The organism is Mesorhizobium sp. RCAM 06353 (assembly GCF_059683585.1).
In genome coordinates this window covers 730,409-746,567 of sequence record NZ_CM185031.1, presented here as the reverse complement: position 1 = coordinate 746,567, position 16,159 = coordinate 730,409, and the positions used below count along the sequence as shown (strand labels likewise).

16 protein-coding genes are annotated in these 16,159 nt (G+C 63.1%); 8 read left to right on the top strand and 8 right to left on the bottom strand.

Annotated elements, in window-relative coordinates:
• Window positions 1-235: 235 nt before the first annotated feature.
• Window positions 236-1,306: a CobW family GTP-binding protein gene (locus AC56QX_RS03310; protein WP_497113696.1), complete on the bottom strand. Its 1,071-nt coding sequence runs from the start codon at window positions 1,304-1,306 to the stop codon at window positions 236-238.
• Window positions 1,307-1,728: 422 nt separating this feature from the next.
• On the opposite strand from AC56QX_RS03310, the gene AC56QX_RS03305 reads away from it, so the two are divergent.
• Complete coding sequence (locus tag AC56QX_RS03305) at window positions 1,729-2,199, top strand: MarR family winged helix-turn-helix transcriptional regulator (RefSeq protein WP_497113695.1); 471 nt, start codon at window positions 1,729-1,731, stop codon at window positions 2,197-2,199.
• Between the two features lie 9 nt (window positions 2,200-2,208).
• Here AC56QX_RS03305 and AC56QX_RS03300 read toward each other — a convergent pair whose 3' ends face one another.
• Window positions 2,209-3,081 carry an AraC family transcriptional regulator gene (locus AC56QX_RS03300; protein WP_497113694.1) on the bottom strand — a complete coding sequence of 291 codons (873 nt, stop codon included), beginning with the start codon at window positions 3,079-3,081 and terminating at the stop codon, window positions 2,209-2,211.
• Between the two features lie 52 nt (window positions 3,082-3,133).
• Between AC56QX_RS03300 and AC56QX_RS03295 the strand changes: the two genes are divergently transcribed.
• Window positions 3,134-3,541: a DUF2000 family protein gene (locus AC56QX_RS03295; RefSeq protein WP_497117670.1), complete on the top strand. Its 408-nt coding sequence runs from the start codon at window positions 3,134-3,136 to the stop codon at window positions 3,539-3,541.
• A 6-nt stretch (window positions 3,542-3,547) separates the two neighbouring features.
• Here the strand turns inward: AC56QX_RS03295 and AC56QX_RS03290 are convergent, their stop codons facing one another.
• Window positions 3,548-4,786, bottom strand: coding sequence for an MFS transporter (locus AC56QX_RS03290; protein WP_497113693.1), 1,239 nt, complete (start codon window positions 4,784-4,786; stop codon window positions 3,548-3,550).
• A 480-nt stretch (window positions 4,787-5,266) separates the two neighbouring features.
• Between AC56QX_RS03290 and AC56QX_RS03285 the strand changes: the two genes are divergently transcribed.
• The 4 genes from AC56QX_RS03285 (at window position 5,267) to AC56QX_RS03270 (ending at window position 8,711) form a co-directional block, all read left to right on the top strand.
• Complete coding sequence (locus AC56QX_RS03285; RefSeq protein WP_497113692.1) at window positions 5,267-6,151, top strand: DMT family transporter; 885 nt, start codon at window positions 5,267-5,269, stop codon at window positions 6,149-6,151.
• A 78-nt stretch (window positions 6,152-6,229) separates the two neighbouring features.
• Window positions 6,230-7,252, top strand: coding sequence for a LacI family DNA-binding transcriptional regulator (locus AC56QX_RS03280; protein WP_202353617.1), 1,023 nt, complete (start codon window positions 6,230-6,232; stop codon window positions 7,250-7,252).
• On the top strand, window positions 7,249-8,232 hold the full coding sequence (locus AC56QX_RS03275; protein WP_497113691.1) for a 2-hydroxyacid dehydrogenase: 984 nt from the start codon (window positions 7,249-7,251) through the stop codon (window positions 8,230-8,232). The genes AC56QX_RS03280 and AC56QX_RS03275 overlap by 4 nt, the downstream gene beginning before the upstream one ends.
• Before the next feature lie 83 nt (window positions 8,233-8,315).
• On the top strand, window positions 8,316-8,711 hold the full coding sequence (locus tag AC56QX_RS03270) for a hypothetical protein (protein WP_497113690.1): 396 nt from the start codon (window positions 8,316-8,318) through the stop codon (window positions 8,709-8,711).
• On the opposite strand, the gene AC56QX_RS03265 is transcribed toward AC56QX_RS03270, so the two are convergent.
• The gene (locus AC56QX_RS03265) at window positions 8,712-9,485 is read right to left on the bottom strand and encodes a gamma-glutamyl-gamma-aminobutyrate hydrolase family protein (RefSeq protein WP_497113689.1); all 774 of its coding nucleotides are present in this window, start codon (window positions 9,483-9,485) and stop codon (window positions 8,712-8,714) included. It abuts the gene before it with no gap.
• Between the two features lie 264 nt (window positions 9,486-9,749).
• On the opposite strand from AC56QX_RS03265, the gene AC56QX_RS03260 reads away from it, so the two are divergent.
• A complete protein-coding gene (locus AC56QX_RS03260) occupies window positions 9,750-10,859 on the top strand; it encodes a TRAP transporter substrate-binding protein (protein ID WP_497113688.1) in 1,110 nt (369 codons plus the stop codon).
• Between the two features lie 126 nt (window positions 10,860-10,985).
• Window positions 10,986-11,252, top strand: coding sequence for a hypothetical protein (locus tag AC56QX_RS03255; RefSeq protein ID WP_497113687.1), 267 nt, complete (start codon window positions 10,986-10,988; stop codon window positions 11,250-11,252).
• Between the two features lie 389 nt (window positions 11,253-11,641).
• Here AC56QX_RS03255 and AC56QX_RS03250 read toward each other — a convergent pair whose 3' ends face one another.
• The 4 genes from AC56QX_RS03250 to AC56QX_RS03235 all read right to left on the bottom strand — a co-directional run bounded on the left by AC56QX_RS03250 (window position 11,642) and on the right by AC56QX_RS03235 (window position 16,147).
• Window positions 11,642-12,670, bottom strand: coding sequence for a zinc-dependent alcohol dehydrogenase family protein (locus AC56QX_RS03250; protein ID WP_497113686.1), 1,029 nt, complete (start codon window positions 12,668-12,670; stop codon window positions 11,642-11,644).
• A 13-nt stretch (window positions 12,671-12,683) separates the two neighbouring features.
• Window positions 12,684-14,474 carry a TRAP transporter large permease gene (locus tag AC56QX_RS03245; protein ID WP_497113685.1) on the bottom strand — a complete coding sequence of 597 codons (1,791 nt, stop codon included), beginning with the start codon at window positions 14,472-14,474 and terminating at the stop codon, window positions 12,684-12,686.
• Entirely contained in the window at window positions 14,474-15,058 is a 585-nt protein-coding gene (locus AC56QX_RS03240) for a TRAP transporter small permease subunit (RefSeq protein ID WP_497113684.1), read from the bottom strand. Before AC56QX_RS03240 ends, AC56QX_RS03245 begins: the two co-directional genes overlap by 1 nt.
• Before the next feature lie 183 nt (window positions 15,059-15,241).
• A complete protein-coding gene (locus AC56QX_RS03235) occupies window positions 15,242-16,147 on the bottom strand; it encodes a branched-chain amino acid ABC transporter permease (RefSeq protein WP_497113683.1) in 906 nt (301 codons plus the stop codon).
• Between the last annotated feature and the right edge of the window lie 12 nt (window positions 16,148-16,159).

Here is a 16,159-nt window from a genome sequence, read left to right as displayed (position 1 = left end):
GAAATTCGTAGCCATCCCCAGGAGGCAGCCAGCGCGGCCAGGTGTGGCGCCAACCTTCTCCCCTTGTGGGAGAAGGTGGATCGGCGCGTAGCGCCGAGACGGATGAGGGGTGTGTGACGGATCGCCGTCTTTGCCAAGCTGGAACACCCCTCATCCGACCTCGCTTCGCGAGGCCACCTTCTCCCACAAGGGGAGAAGGAAAGAAGGGCAGCGCTAGCGTTATAAGGCTGGGAAATCAAGCCGCCTGGCAGGCGTCAAAACTCTTCTTCAGGCGTTCGGCGTCGAGCTCGCGGCCGATGAACACCAGCCGGCTCTCATGTTTTTCGCCGTCCTTCCAGGCACGCTGGTGGTCGCCCTCGATGATCATGTGCACGCCCTGGATGACATAGCGCTCGTCATCGCCCTTGAGCGCAATAATGCCTTTCAGCCGCAGGATGTTGGGCCCTTCCATCTGGGTGATCTTCTCGATCCACGGGAAGAATTTCTTCGGATCCATCTCGCCGCCGCGCAGCGACACCGACTGCACCGTCACATCATGGATATCGGAAGGGTGCGCGTGATGGTGATGATCGTGCCCGTCATGGTCATGGTGATCGTGGCCATCATGGTCGTGGCCGTCATGATCGTGGTCATGATGATGATGGTCGTCATGCGCCTCGAGGAAATGCGGATCGTTTTCCAGTGCCCGCGACAGGTCGAAGGCGCCGCGGTCGAGCACTTCCGACAGCGCAACACCGGCGCGCGTCGTGCGGTGGATCCTGGCCGCCGGGTTGATGGCGCGGATCGTCGCCTCGACCTTGGCCAGCTCTTCGGGGGTGACCAGATCGGTCTTGTTGAGCACGACGACGTCGGCGAAGGCGATCTGGTCCTCGGCTTCCTTGGAATCCTTGAGCCTGAGCGGCAGGTGCTTGGCGTCGACCAGCGCCACCACCGCATCGAGCTTGGTCTTGGAGCGCACGTCGTCGTCCATGAAGAAGGTCTGCGCCACCGGCACCGGATCGGCGAGACCGGTGGTCTCGACCACGATGGCGTCGAAACGGCCGGGCCGGCGCATCAGGCCTTCGACGACGCGGATCAGGTCGCCACGCACCGTGCAGCAGACGCAGCCATTGTTCATCTCGTAGATTTCCTCGTCGGATTCCACGATCAGGTCGTTGTCGATGCCGATTTCGCCGAATTCATTGACGATGACCGCGTAACGCTTGCCGTGGTTTTCCGACAGGATGCGGTTGAGCAGCGTCGTCTTGCCGGCGCCGAGATAGCCGGTGAGAACGGTTACGGGGATCTGCGTCTGTGCATCGCTCATGGTTGCCTCGAAAATGACCGGGCCGTGAAAATCCAGGCCGCGAAAAGGGATTGTCGGCTCCATATAGGATGTGTGCGGGGCTTTTGCACGGGGCAAACAGATGGTCCAAAGCGGTCGGTTTGGCTTGTCTATGGTTATTGTCGGCGGGAAGGGTCGCCTCTTCGGCGACGAAACGATAAAGAGGGTGTGTTCTCCGGGGCTGCCGATCGTCAGACCGCGCCTGCGTCGCGGTTGCTGTGAATCCGGTGCTTCCGAAACTCGTTTGTCATCTAACTGAAATAAACATCTGGCATCACCACGGCCGACACCGCAATGCTTGCCGGCAAAGCTGTTTGGAGCGCCGGAATCTTTTCGATCGTCGATTGCCAACCGGCCGGCTGCGTCTATGCTGCACGCACCGGTACGGCCGAAGAGGGATGACCATGGCCAAGGCGGACAAGACTGCAACAATGAGCCGGCTGCATTCAGCGGCAAGGCTGGCAAGAACCGCACTAGCGGCTCGGCTTCTGGCGCACGGCTTCTATGCCGGCCAGGACCAGATCATGCTGGCGCTCGACCGGGATGACGGCCAGACGCCCGGCAATCTTGCCGGCCGCCTCGGCGTGCGCCCGCCGACCATCACCAAGACCATCAACCGGCTGCAGGCGCAGGGTTTTCTGGAAAAACGCGCCTCGTCGGCCGACGCCCGTCAAGCTCATATTTTCCTTACCGACACTGGCCGCGATATCATCCACGCCATCGAGAAATCGGTGAAGAAGACCGAAAAGCAGGCGCTGAAGGGCCTCGACAAGAAGGACCAGAAGGCGCTGTTCAAACTGCTGGCCCGCATCGAGGCCAACCTCTCCAACGAGGAACTGGTGCTGATCGACGACGACGCCGAGTCGGACGACTGATCGCAACGATCAGGCTGCTGCCGGAGCCGAGTCCCGGATCAGCGAGGACCAGCGTCCGGGCGTCATGCCGAATGCTTTCTTGAACTGCCTGTTGAAGTGACTCTGGTCGGTGAAGCCGGCCTCGACCGCAATCTGCGCCAGCGGTTCGCCGGCGGTGATCATCCGCCGCGCACGCTGAAGCCGGCGCATTACCAGGAAACGATGCGGGCTCGTCGAGAAGGCGGCGCGGAAATGCCGCGACAAGGCGTAGCGGTCGAGCCCAGTGATGGCTTCCAGCTCGCCGGAGCGCACGGGGCGCATTGCGTTCTCCGTGAGATAGTCGCGCGCCAGCGCGGCCGCCCGCCACGCCGTCCTGGCCATCGGCTTTGCCGGCTGGCCGGCATGCCGCGTGAGGCTTTGCATCAGCTGCGCCAGGAAATCGTCGACGAACAGTTCATCGAGTTCCTGCTGCAGCGGCCCCAGCGCTGAAAGCAGCGTAGTGCAGAAAGCGTCGTCCCTAACCACGGCATCCCTGACGAAGGGCAGGGATGCGCCGCCAAGGCAGTCGAGCATCAGCGAGGGTTCGAGATAGAGCATCCTGTAGCGCAACCCGTCCTCGGTGCCTGCGCCGCCATCATGCAATTCGTCGGGATGCAGCACGATGATCTGGCCGGGCAGGCTTAGCCGCGTCGCGCCGCGATAGCGAAAGGTCTGCACGCCCTGCAGCGTCACCCCGATCGCGTAGGTGTCATGACGGTGCAGATCGAAGGCGCTGCCGTGGAACCGTGCCTCGATCCGCTCCATGCCCGCAGGATCGGGAGCCGAGATGATGCAGTTTTCAGCTGCATCGGCGCACAAACGTCCAAGACCCTCGAAGGCCTGGCTGCCTACATCGTGCGACATCGTCTCCTTCAGCCTCGCAATCGGGGCCTAACTTCGAATGGTCCATTTTCTCATGTTCGATACGAAATTTGCAATCGTGCTCAGGGAAGATCTGCCGGGCTGGCAGAAGCTCAACGTCACCGCCTTCCTGACCAGCGGCATCGTCGCGCAGTTTCCCGACATCATCGGCGAGCCCTATCGCGACCGTTCCGGCAATCTCTACAACCCGCTGTCGATACAGCCGGTCATCGTGCTCTCGGCCGACCAGGCGACGCTCGCCACGATCCACCGGCGCGCGCTGGAGCGCGGCGTGACGACCTCACTCTATGTCGAGGAGATGTTTTCCACCGGCTTCGACGCCGCCAATCGCGCCGTCTTTGCCGAGTTCGCGCCGGAAGACGCCAAGGTGGTCGGCATCGCGCTGCGTGCCGAGAAGAAGCTGGTGGACAAGATCACCAAAGGCGCCCGCATGCACGCATAGGGATACTCAGTCGGCAGGCTGCCCCCGGTCGAGGTGGGCGGCATACAGTGCCGCCAACAACGCGAGCGCCGCCGATATCAGCATCATGACGAACAGCGAAGGGATCGACCCTGCCAGGAACAGGCCGGCGACGGAGGCTATGAGTGCTCCGCCGCCGATCCGCATCGCGGCGGTCAGTCCTGCGGCGGTGCCAACCAGATCCGGTCGCACCGACAAGGCGCCGCTGTTGGCGGCAGGCATGGTCAATCCATTGCCGACGCCGATGACCAGGCAAGGTCCAAAGAAGGCCAGGACGTGAGTGATGCCAAAGCTTGTCAGCACCAGACCGGCCAGCAGGCCGGCGCAGGTCAGCAGGCGCGCAAAAACAAGTATGGCGCCGAGCGAGGTCTTCGAGGCGTAACGCCCGGCCAGATAGCTTCCGAGAATGAAGCCGGTAGGGACCAGTCCCATGTAAAGGCCGAGCTTCGCGCTTGACCCGCCGAGCGCGTCACCGACAACCAATGGGGCTCCGCCCAGGAACACGTAAAGCACTCCCATCGAGGCGGCCATGCACAGTGCGTAGGCCCAAAACCGCGCCGAACTCAGGAGCAGCCTGTAGGAGGCAGCGTAATTCCCATGCGCTCTCGACAATGGGGTTCTTCTGATCGCGCGCGCGGATAGGGCGTAGGCGGCCATACCGAGGATCGCGAAGACAACGAAGCTCGATCGCCATCCGAACAGTTCGTCCAGTGACCCGCCAAACAGGGGGCCGACCATGGGCGCGAGCGCCCACCCCATGGCGAGATAACCAAATTTGCTGGCGGTTTGGCGCTCGTCCGATGTCTCCTTGAGGATGACCAGAGCGACGGAATAGCAGGGGCCGATGCACGCCTGCATCGCTCGAAACAGCAGGAAAATGCCGATATTGGGAGCCAGAGCGCAGCCAATGGACGCGATGATGAAGGTCGAGAGAGATATCAAGACCACCGGCCTGCGCCCAAATCGGTCCGATAGTGCGCCTCCAATGGCCTCGATGATGGCAGTGATGATCGCAAAGCCGGCAACCGACAGATTGACCATTGCGAAATCAGCCTGGAACGTCGCGGCAATATTCGGCAGCGACGGCAAGATCATGTTCACCGGCAACACCGCAAGAGCCGAAAGTAGGATAAGGGTAATCAGTCGGGGTGGAGCAGCGGGTTCGGAGACTATCGCTCTCCCGGATAAGTCTGTGCCCGGACTCCGAATGGGGGTATCGCTCGTCATGATCTCGCTCGCCGTGTCGGTGGGATTGAAGTCTGACGAGGCCGCCCAAGTTCCGGGCATAAAAAAAGGCCCCGTCAGGAGCCTGCTTACCGCGCATGGGTGCTTCCGCCGGATGGTTACACCATCCTGCCCATGCGCTCCCTTACGACGATCAAAGCCATTGCGATCATGGCGTCAGAGCTAGGCGGAAAGCCGCATGTCGTCAAGGCAGCATGCTTTCGACGTCGATCGACAACAGAGACAGCCCATGTAGCCAGTCCTCACGCCTGGCCCGAGCGGGGGCAGCGGTTAGGGCCATCACTTGCGAGACGAGGGCTGGCTAAGCCTGCCGACGCGTCTTGCTGTGCCAGACGCTTTTGGCTTGCCGGCAAGCGACAATTCCCGCAAAGGTGGGCTCCAGCCCAGCTTTTCCCCGGCCTGCAAGTGAATGCTTCCCAAAAATATCTAGAAAGCGCGACGCCGCCGGTGGCGATCCTGTGCATGCTTTCCACCTATGTCTGCTTCACCTTCCTCGACACCTCAAGCAAATATCTTGTCCTTGCCGGCGTTTCCGCGCTGATCGTCGCCTGGGTGCGCTTTGCCGTGCATGTCGTTCTGGTCGGCACCCTCCTGCGCGGCTGGCGCGATCCGATGCGGTTTCGCCCGGTCAACCTGCCGGCGCATGTGCTGCGTGGTGTGTTCCTGTTCGGCTCGACCATGTGCAACATCCTGGCGCTGCGGTCCCTGCAGCTGGCCGAGACGACGTCGATCTATTTCTTCGGCCCGATGGTGATCACCGCGCTTGCCGGCCCGCTGCTCGGCGAATGGGCCGGCTGGCGGCGATGGCTGGCTATCCTGGCCGCCTTCGCCGGGGTCCTCATCATCACGAGGCCAGGTGTCGGCGTCTTCGGCATCGGCCATCTCTTCGCACTCGGCTCGATGCTGTCGAACTGCTTCTATGTCATCATGACGCGCCGCATGTCGTCGACCGAGACACCGGAAAGCCTGATCCTGTTTTCGGCGCTGGCGCCAACGGTGCTGCTTCTGCCCATGCTGCCGTTTTCCTTCTCGTTGCCGCATGATGGCTGGCACTGGTTCGTTTTGCTCATGCTTGGCGTCTTCGGCGGTGTCGGCCACTGGCTGCTGGTCCAGGCCTATCGGCTGGCGACAACCACGGCATTGGCGCCCTATCCCTATTCGCAGATGGTGTGGATGATCATTTCCGGCTGGATCGTCTTCAACCAGTTCCCCGATCGCTGGACGCTGGTCGGCGCCGCCATCATCGTCGCCAGCGGCCTCTACATCGTCCATCGCGAGCGCCGGCTTCGGCTGCAGAGCCGCGCGGCCTCCGATGTCGAGGCCGAGGCGCTGGCAAAAAAACTTTGATTTGCCCCCGATCGGTGGCATAACGCCGCCTTTAAACAGTTTAGGTCGGAATTCAGGTCGTTCGGGGAGCGCAAAGCGCTGGCACAAAAAATCAAGCTTTCGACGATCGCCGATGCACTCGGCGTGTCCACGGCCACTGTGTCGCTGGCGCTGCGCGACAGCCCGCTGGTTGCGGGCTCGACGCGCGACCGCATCAAGGAACATGCGCGCGCCATCGGCTACATCTACAACCGCCGCGCCGCCAGCCTGCGCACCTCGCGCTCGGGCATTGTCGGCGTCGTCGTCCACGACATCATGAACCCGTTCTTCGCCGAGATACTGCGTTCGATCGAGAGCGAGCTCGACCGCAGCCGGCAGACCTTCATCCTGTCCAACCACTACGATCAGCTCGAAAAGCAGCGCACCTTCATCGATACGCTGCTGCAGCTCGGCGCCGACGGCGTCATCATGTCGCCGGCCATCGGCACGCCGGCTTCCGACATCCTGATGGCCGAGGAGAATGGCCTGCCGGCCGTGCTGATCGCCCGCACCGTCGAGGGCGCCGACGTGCCGGTGTTTCGCGGCGATGATTCTTATGGAACAGGCCTCGCCACCAACCATCTGATCTCGCTTGGCCACAAGCGCATCGCCATGATCGGCGGCACCGACCAGACCTCGACCGGCCGCGACCGCTACCAGGGCTATGTCAACGCCATGGAAGCGGCCGGGCTTGAAGTCAGGCCGTCCTGGCGCATCGCCGGCCCGCGCACCAAGCAGGCCGGCTTCGAGGCCGCCGGGCAGTTCCTGGCGCTGAAGGACAGACCGACGGCGGCCTGCTGCTGGAACGATCTTGTCGCCATCGGCCTGATGAACGGCATTGCCCGTGCCGGCCTGGTGCCGGGCATTGACATCTCCGTCACCGGCTATGACGATCTGGAGGAGGCGGCGATCGCCACGCCGGCGCTGACCACCGTCTGGAACGGCCAGCGCGAGGTCGGCCGCCGCGCTGCCAGCGCGCTGCTCGACAAGCTCAACGGGCAGACGGTGCGGCCCTCGCAGGAATTGATCAAGCCGGAACTGCATGTGCGCCAGTCGACCGGCAAGCCGGTGGAGCGTGCATGACCAACGCCGAACAGCTGCAAGCCGTCGCCATTCTGGTGCCGGCGGACTTCAGCGACCATGCCGTCAGGCGGATCGACCGTACTTTCAACCAGGTCAGGATCGAACGCGCCGATCCCATTCTGGTCACCGACGAGATGCGCCGCACGGTGCGCGGCATTGCCTCCTTTGCCGGCATCAGCGCCGCGATGATGGATGCCTTGCCCAATCTCGAACTCATCGCCTCCTTCGGCGTCGGCTATGACTCGGTCGATGTCGGCCATGCGGCAGCGAAAAACATCATGGTCACCAACACGCCCGACGTGCTGACCGAGGAGGTCGCCGACACCGCGATCGGGCTGCTGATCAACACGATCCGTGACCTGCCGCGCGCCGAGACATGGCTGCGTGACGGCAGCTGGCTGCGCAAGGGCAACTATCCGTTGAGCCGGCTGACCTTGCGCGCGCGCCGCGTCGGGATTTTCGGCATGGGCCGCATCGGGCAGGCCATTGCTCGCCGGCTTGAGGCGTTCGGCCTGCCGGTCGCCTACCACAACCGGCGCCGTGTCGAAGGCCTTTCCTACCAGTACCACCCGACGCTGAAGAGCCTTGCCGAAGCGGTCGATACGCTGATTTCGGTGGCGCCTGGCGGTGCCTCGACGCAGAAGGCGGTCAATGCCGAGATCCTGTCGGCGCTCGGCGCCAACGGCGTCTTCGTCAACATCGGCCGCGGCAGCACGGTCGACGAGGCAGCGCTGGCGGCAGCGCTTGCCGACGGCACCATCGCCGCCGCCGGGCTCGATGTCTTCGCCGACGAACCGAACGTGCCCAAGGCGCTGCTCGATGCGCCCAACACCTCTCTGTTGCCGCATGTCGGCTCGGCCTCGGAGCACACGCGCCGCGCCATGGCCGATCTGTGTGTAGACAATCTGGTGTCATGGTTCACAGACCGCCGACCGCTTACGCCGGTGCCGGAGACGGTGCATGTGAAGGCGCGTGGCTGATCGGCAGTTGCCACATTTATTAACGCCAGCTTAACCCTTTGAAATCATTCTCCATCCTGCCCCGCTTGCATGGATGAAGAATGATGAAAGTGCTTTCCGCGTTGATCGCCGCCGCCGCCCTGTTTGGTGGCGTTCAACTGTTTCATGACGGCAATGGCGAAAGCGTCGCCAATGAAGCCGCGCCGTCCAACACCTACAGGCTGGTCGCCAATGGCGAGGCAGCCTGCGCGGTCAGCCGCGGGGCCGAACTTTCGGATGGCTTGTCCCTGCTTACCGTTGCTCCGACATGCCGTCGTCTGCTGCCCGGTATAGAACGGGCAAAGTTTTGGCGTGACCAGAATGACGGAACCGTCGCCTTCAGCGCCAACGGCATCGATCCGATTGTCACCTTCAGCGTCGCCGACGGAGATGGCTACGAGTCCTACGCCCCGGCCACGCCCTTGCTGTCACTGGCGAGCGATCGGAAGACTGACGACTGACTATTCCGCGGCAGCCCGCGAGCCAGCCTTTGCCGCCGCATGCAGGCGCACCGCACCCCCGAAGGCGCGGAAAATCTTGGCCGAATTGCTGTCCGATTTGACCCAGTATTCCGGATGCCACTGGACGCCGACGGCAAAGGCACGAGCGCCCTTGACCGAAACCGCTTCGACCGTGCCGTCCGTGGCAACTGCCTCGATCTCGAGCTTCGACCCCAGCCGGTCGATCGCCTGGCGATGCAAGGAATTGACCTTGATGTCACCGGCGCCGAACACGCCGGCCAGGCAACTGCCTGGCTTGATCGAAATGGTCTGGTGGATGGCGAAGCGTTCGTCCTGTTCGTCGCTCACCGGAGCGCGGTGGTCGAGCGAACCCTCGCGCTCCTGGATCTCGGTGCCCAGCGTGCCGCCGAGCGCGACGTTCAGCTCCTGGATACCACGGCAAATGGCGAGCAGCGGCACGCCGCGCTCGATCGCCCGGCGGATCAACGGCAGCGTGGTGGCGTCACGCGCCGGGTCGTAGGGGCCGTTGGCTTCGCTGGCATCACCACCATAGAGCGAGGGATGCACGTTGGATTTCGAGCCGGTGACCATGACGCCGTCGACCGAGGACAGAAGTTCGTCGAAGTCGAGCCTGTCGCCGAACGATGGCACCAGCAGCGGGAACACGCCGGCGCCGGTAATCGCTGCTTCCAGATATTGCTGTGGGGCGGCATGCCAAGTGTAGTTGTCGAACTGACGGACGTCGGTCGATATGGCGACGAGCGGTTGGTGCATTTTGGGTCTGTTTTCCATCGGGCAAGGGATGTCCTGCCTTCAAAATAGGCGATCTCCGGGCATTTTTCCATGCCAAGTTTCAGCGTGTCGCATGGGCCACGAAATCCCCTGTTAGACTATAGTTGCAAGGTCGCATGGCTTGGTTACCAAATCCGGCCGCCGTGCTGGACTAGACCTGTTGCCCGTGTATTGTTTCGGTCAACCGATGCGGGGAGCCGAGGATTTCCCGAAAATCGGTCTGTTGATCCAAAAGGGAGGAATTGCATGGATCGTCGTTCATTCATTCGCAAGGCCGGCGTGACCGGCGTCGGTGCCGCCGCCGCGGCGGCAACGCTCGCCGCTCCGGCAATCGCCCAGTCCAACCCCAAGGTGACATGGCGGCTGGCGTCGTCCTTCCCGAAATCGCTCGACACCATCTATGGCGGTGCCGAAGTGTTCTCCAAGATGCTGTCGGAAGCCACCGACGGCAATTTCCAGATCCAGGTGTTTGCCGCCGGCGAACTCGTGCCCGGCTTGCAGGCCGCGGACGCCACCACGGCCGGCACGGTCGAGGCCTGCCATACGGTGGCATATTATTACTGGGGCAAGGACCCGACCTGGGCGCTGGGTGCCGCGGTTCCCTTTTCGCTCAACGCGCGCGGCATGAATGCCTGGCATTACCATGGCGGCGGCATTGATCTGTTCAACGAGTTTCTTGCGACGCAAGGCCTTTTCGGCCTGCCGGGTGGCAATACCGGCGTGCAGATGGGCGGCTGGTTCCGCAAGGAGATCAACACGGTCGCCGATCTCTCGGGCCTCAAGATGCGCATTGGCGGCTTTGCCGGCAAGGTGGTGCAGAAGCTCGGCGTCGTGCCGCAGCAGATCGCCGGCGGCGACATTTATCCGGCGCTGGAAAAAGGCACGATCGACGCCGCCGAATGGGTCGGCCCCTATGACGACGAGAAGCTCGGCTTCTACAAGGTCGCGCCCTACTACTACTATCCCGGCTGGTGGGAAGGCGGCCCGACCGTCCATTTGATGTTCAACAAGGCGAAATACGACGAGCTTTCGCCGGCTTACAAATCGCTGTTGCGCACCGCCGCGCAGGCCGCCGATGCCAATATGCTGCAGAAATACGATTATCTGAATCCCGCGGCGGTGAAGCGGCTGGTCGCCGGTGGCGCCAAACTGCGTCCGTTCAGCCAGGACATCATGGCCGCCTGCTTCGAGAAGGCCAACGAAGTCTATGCCGAGATGGAAGCCTCCAACGCGCCGTTCAAGAAGATCTGGGAATCGATCAAGGGCTTCCGCAAGGAGCACTATCTCTGGGCACAGGTGGCCGAGTACAATTACGACACCTTCATGATGGTCCAGCAGCGCAACGGCAAGCTGTAAAAACCATCTCATCGCATTCGTTGAAAGACCCCGGGCGACACGCCTGGGGTCTTTCTTTTTCAGGTCGGCGAGGAACCGACCTCGACCAGAATTCCGCCCGGCGCAGCGCAATAGAAGGTCGTTGAGTTGAAGCCGCCGCGTGTCAGGTCCTCGACCTTGCCCGGCGCGAAGCCTGCCGCAGTCAGTTCGGCCTGTTTGGAGTGCACCAGGTCTGGTTCGCCGACGAAGAAGCCGACATGGGTAAGCGGCGGGTTCTCCCTTTCCTGGCATCATCAGGTTGAGGGCAAAGCCATCGGCTCCGCGCAGGATCGCGAAGGCTTGTCTGCCGCGCATGGCGACGAGTTCGAAGCCGAAATGGCTGGTGAAGAAGCCGGCAAGAGCCGCGACTTCTGATGTGATGAGGTTGAGGTGGTTCAGTTTCATGGTCTTTTGTCCTGTCACGGTTGAAACGCGGACAGGCTTGGCTGCAGACCGAGAACCGGCGGGACCGTGGCATCAGGAAATCCGGACATGACCCAACCGGCCCGCGGGCTTTCGCCTCGCTTGCCGGCCGCGGATTCTCCCGCACGTTCATGCAGCGAACAGGCATCCGCTGAGCATGATCCCGAAAAGTGGCGTCCGGTTTTCACGGACAAACGGCTTCCGTTTGTCCAGAGACCATGCTCGAAAAAAATAAAACGGAAGAGACCGGACTACCGAACCGGCCATGTCTTTTTCGGCGCCGGCTGAATAGCCGATCGCCGGCGTGGCAGCAAGCGGTCCCCTGCGCGGCTGGCTTTGACTCAGGCCCGGCCTGGCACCACCAGCACCTTGACCTCGCCGGGCGCCGGCGGATTGGCGATGACGTCAGCCGCCTCTTCGAGCGGCACCTGCCTGGAGATCAGCCGGTCGATCTCGATCGTGCCCGACGCGATAAGTTCGGCGGCGCGGCGATGCGTGTAGGGATTGAGGAACGAGCCAACCACCTTCAATTCCCTAAACAACAGGTCGAAGGGCTCGAATTCCGCCTTCACACCTTGCGGCGTCACGCCGACGATGACGACCGTGCCGCCGGCCCTTGCCAGCCGCATCGACTGCTCGACGGTCTCGCGCACGCCGGCGCATTCGAACACCACGTCGGCGCCGCCCGGCATCAAGCCCGCCGGTCCGGCGATGGCATCGATGACATCGCCAGCGGTGGGATCGACCGTCACGGTCGCGCCGAGCGCCTCTGCAAGCGTGCGTCGCGAAGCCTGCCTGGTCGACAGGATGATGGTGGTGGCGCCGGCTAGCCGCGCCAGCTGTACGGTAAGCAGGCCGATCACGCCGCCGCCCAGCACGACCACCGAGCTGCCCGGCCTGATTTCGGCAAGGTCGACGCCATGCAGGCAGCAGCCAAGCGGCTCGCAGAATGCACCATGCGTCGGCGGCAAGCCGGCAGGCAGGATGAAGGCCTGCTTCTGCGGCAGCACGACATACTCGGCAAAACCGCCATCGCGGTGGATGCCGACGGCGTTGAGATTGCGGCAGAGATTGACCCGGCCGGCATGGCAATGCGGGCATCGCCCGCAGGCGATGTTGGGATCGCCGGTGACACGGTCGCCGACGGCAAAGCCGGAAACGGCGTCGCCAACCGCCTCGATGATGCCGGAAAATTCATGTCCGGGCGTCACCGGTGGCCGGCACGGAAATTCGCCGTGGAAAAGATGCCGGTCGGTGCCGCAGACGCCGCAGGCCTCGATGCGCACCAGAATCTCGTCCGGGCCGGGGATGGGTTGGTCGACTTCACGCAACGCGATGCTGCCCACTGCTTCCAGCCGCACTGCTTTCATGGCGTTGCCCCCATCAGTTGAAGCTCGGCGGCTGCGAAAGGTCCGGCGTCGGTGTCGCCGGCTTGGCCGGCGGCGCATCGCCGAAACTCGGCGGTTGCGACAGGTCCGGCGTGCCGGGCGCTGCCGGTGCGGCACCGCCATTGGCAGGAGCTGTGCCACCAGCCGGCGGAGTACCCAGCGGCGATAGGCCTGGCACTTCCGGCACCTTGTAGTCGATCGTGCCCGGATCGGTCACTGTGCCCTTATAGCGCATCACCATTTGCGGGAAGGTGATGGTCAGTCCGATCATCACCACCTGGATCAGGACGAAGGGCACCGCGCCCCAATAGATCTGCCCGGTCGTCACCGGCGCGATCTGCTTGCCCGTAAGGCGGTCGAGATAGGGCACGCGGGCGGCCACCGAACGCAGGTAGAACAGCGCGAAGCCGAAGGGCGGGTGCATGAAGCTGGTCTGCATGTTGACGCCGAGCAGCACGCCGAACCAGATCAGGTCGATGCCGAGCTTGTCGGCTGCCGGCGCCAGCAGTGGCACGATGATGAAGGCCAGTTCGAAGAAGTCGAGGAAAAAGGCCAGGAAGAAGACGAGGATGTTGACGCCGATCAGGAAGCCGACTTCGCCGCCCGGCAGCGAGGTCAGCAAATGCTCGACCCAGATCTGGCCGTTGACGCCGTAGAAGGTGAGCGAGAACACGCGTGCGCCGATCAGGATGAAAAGCACGAAGGACGACAGCCGCGTCGTCGAGGCCAGCGCCTGCTTGATCACGTCCAGCGACAGTCGGCCTTTTGCCGCGGCCATTGCCAGTGCGCCGACCGCGCCCATGGCGCCGCCTTCCGTTGGCGTGGCGATGCCGAGGAAGATGGTGCCCAGCACCAGGAAGATCAGCGCCAGCGGCGGGATCAGCACGATGACGACCTGCTGCGCCAGCCGCGACATCATGTGGATGTTCAGCCTTCTGTCGGCGATCGCGACGACATAGATCAGGATCACACCGACGCAGGCGCCGAGAATGTCGGCATTGTCGCCATGCGCCGGTGCCAGGTAGCGGTACGCGGCATAGGAGATGGCCACCGACACCGCCAGCGCCACCAGCAGCGAAATCACGCCATGGCCGAGCGTGCGCGCTTCGAGCGGCAGCGCCGGCACCATTTTCGGCCGGAAGATCGAGACGATGAGAATGTAAAGCGCATAGAGACCGGTCAGGACCAGGCCCGGGATCAACGCGCCGGCATACATGTCGCCGACCGAGCGGCCGAGCTGGTCGGCGAGCACGATCAGCACCAGCGAAGGCGGGATGATCTGGGCGAGCGTACCGGAGGCGGCAATGACGCCGGACGCCAGCCGGCGGTCATAGCCGTAGCGCAGCATGATCGGCAGCGAGATCAGCCCCATGGCGATCACGGACGCCGCCACCACGCCGGTGGTAGCGGCCAACAATGCGCCGACGAAGATCACCGCATAGGCGAGGCCGCCACGGATTGGCCCGAACAGCTGGCCGATCGTGTCGAGCAGGTCCTCGGCCATGCCCGATCGTTCGAGCACGATGCCCATGAAGGTGAAGAACGGAATGGCCAGCAGCGTGTCGTTCGACATCACCCGGCTGCCGTAGAAATTGTCCGGAAGCGCATAGAGCAGCGGCCAGGCGAGGTTGATCGCACCGCCCGAATAGGGCGTCAAAAGCACGCCGATGAAGAAGAACATCAATCCGTTCGCGGCCAGCGAGAAGGCGACGGGATAGCCGATCAGCATGAACAGGATCAACGAGGCGAACATGATCGGCGCCATGTTTTGGGCGATGAATTCCATCACGAGCGCACCTCGTCTGCGAGCGCTTTGGCTTCGAGTTCAGCCTGTTCGTGCACGGAAATAAAGGGATTGGGATCGTCCATGAGGCCCCGCATGATGGCGATCTTCTTGATGATTTCGGAGATCCCCTGCAGTGCCAGCAGGAAAAACCCGACCAGCAGGATGGCCTTGGCCGGCCAGACGATCAGCCCGCCGGAATTGTTGGACATCTCGCCGCTGCGAATCGACAGCGACACATAGGGGACGAAATAGATGACCATCAGCGTCACGAACGGCATCAGGAAGAGGATATGGCCGAGAAGGTCGATCCAGTGCTGCACGCGGCGTGAAAACATACCGTAGACGATGTCGATGCGGATATGCTCGTTCTGCTTCAGCGTGTAGGCGGCCGCCAGCATGAAGGCGGCGCCGAACAGGTACCATTGCAGCTCCAGCCACGCGTTTGACGAAATATCGAAGATCTTGCGGATGATGGCATTGGCGGCGCTCACCAAGATCGCCAGCAGGATCAGCCAGGACACCGATTTGCCGATGAATTCGTTGAGGCGGTCGATACCCCGCGACAGAGCGAGCGGCCCTTCCATGCAGTCCTCCCTTGTACCGGAGGCGCGCAGGCTCCCCCTGCCGTCACGCCTCGTGGCCCAACGGTATGCCGCGCGTGGCTGGACGGGTCAACAAGGATGGAGGCAGCAAAACGGCATTGGATGAAGGGCGAGGCCGGAGACTGGCGGTCTGCCCCGGCGTCATGCAACCAAAGTCTGATCGGCTCAGACGACCTTGCCGGTGTCGCGGCCGGCGCCGATCAGGATCAGCATGGCCACCAGGAACAGGTACATCCAGGCATCGCGCCATTCGACCGGGAAATAGCCGGCCCACAGTGATTCGGCCATGCCGAAGGCGGCCGCGCCCAGGGCCGCCCGTGGTGGCGAGAGATAGCCGCCGACCGCCGTCACGAACAGGATCTTCAGACCGTAGACGAGGCCGGAACCAAAGCTGACATTGCCATAGTAGAGGCTGGCCATGACACCGGCCAGGGCGGCGCAGAAGCCACCGAGCAGCACGGCATGCCGGAACACGCGGCGCACATCGACGCCGCACAGCGCTGCGGCTCGTGGGTCGTCGGAGACAGCGCGCCAGGACCGGCCGAAGTTTGAGCGGGCAAACCCCCGGGTGGCGAGTGCGACTGCCGCCAGCACCACCGCGCAGTCGAGCACCTGGATCAGTGTCAGCGTCGCTTTGAAGCCGGCGCCTTCAGCGAAGACGATGGGCTGGGCAAGCATTGGCGGCAGCCACAGATCATGGGTATCGGCCGCGATGCGGCTTGATTCCGACAGGACGATCAGGATGCCCAGCGTCGTCACCACGATGGCATTGGGCGTGCGGTCGGCCAACGGTTCGAAGACGCTGCGCGACAGGACATGGCTGATCAGCGCGGCATAGAGCAATGCCGCGACGACGCCGAACAGCACCGATGCCAACAGCGTCAGCCACAGCACCTGGTAGCCGAAGGCGACGCTGAGGATCATGACCTGGCCGCAGAAGGCGAACAGCGCGCCATAGGCGAGGTTGGTGCGGTGCAGGATGCCGTTGGTCAGCACGTAGCCGAAGGCGAGCAACGCATAGAGCGCGCCCGAATGCAGCCCGTTCAGCATCTGCTGGAAGAAGTAGAGCATGCAAAACCCCAG

What these genes read in the sequence shown, in the direction of transcription:
- AC56QX_RS03310 (WP_497113696.1), bottom strand. Translation starts at nt 1,306, where the DNA reads ATGAGCGATGCACAGACGCAGATCCCCGTAACCGTTCTCACCGGCTAT.
- AC56QX_RS03305 (WP_497113695.1), top strand. Translation starts at nt 1,729, where the DNA reads ATGGCCAAGGCGGACAAGACTGCAACAATGAGCCGGCTGCATTCAGCG.
- AC56QX_RS03300 (WP_497113694.1), bottom strand. Translation starts at nt 3,081, where the DNA reads ATGTCGCACGATGTAGGCAGCCAGGCCTTCGAGGGTCTTGGACGTTTG.
- AC56QX_RS03295 (WP_497117670.1), top strand. Translation starts at nt 3,134, where the DNA reads ATGTTCGATACGAAATTTGCAATCGTGCTCAGGGAAGATCTGCCGGGC.
- AC56QX_RS03290 (WP_497113693.1), bottom strand. Translation starts at nt 4,786, where the DNA reads ATGACGAGCGATACCCCCATTCGGAGTCCGGGCACAGACTTATCCGGG.
- AC56QX_RS03285 (WP_497113692.1), top strand. Translation starts at nt 5,267, where the DNA reads ATGCTTTCCACCTATGTCTGCTTCACCTTCCTCGACACCTCAAGCAAA.
- AC56QX_RS03275 (WP_497113691.1), top strand. Translation starts at nt 7,249, where the DNA reads ATGACCAACGCCGAACAGCTGCAAGCCGTCGCCATTCTGGTGCCGGCG.
- AC56QX_RS03270 (WP_497113690.1), top strand. Translation starts at nt 8,316, where the DNA reads ATGAAAGTGCTTTCCGCGTTGATCGCCGCCGCCGCCCTGTTTGGTGGC.
- AC56QX_RS03265 (WP_497113689.1), bottom strand. Translation starts at nt 9,485, where the DNA reads ATGCACCAACCGCTCGTCGCCATATCGACCGACGTCCGTCAGTTCGAC.
- AC56QX_RS03260 (WP_497113688.1), top strand. Translation starts at nt 9,750, where the DNA reads ATGGATCGTCGTTCATTCATTCGCAAGGCCGGCGTGACCGGCGTCGGT.
- AC56QX_RS03250 (WP_497113686.1), bottom strand. Translation starts at nt 12,670, where the DNA reads ATGAAAGCAGTGCGGCTGGAAGCAGTGGGCAGCATCGCGTTGCGTGAA.
- AC56QX_RS03245 (WP_497113685.1), bottom strand. Translation starts at nt 14,474, where the DNA reads ATGGAATTCATCGCCCAAAACATGGCGCCGATCATGTTCGCCTCGTTG.
- AC56QX_RS03240 (WP_497113684.1), bottom strand. Translation starts at nt 15,058, where the DNA reads ATGGAAGGGCCGCTCGCTCTGTCGCGGGGTATCGACCGCCTCAACGAA.
- AC56QX_RS03235 (WP_497113683.1), bottom strand. Translation starts at nt 16,147, where the DNA reads ATGCTCTACTTCTTCCAGCAGATGCTGAACGGGCTGCATTCGGGCGCG.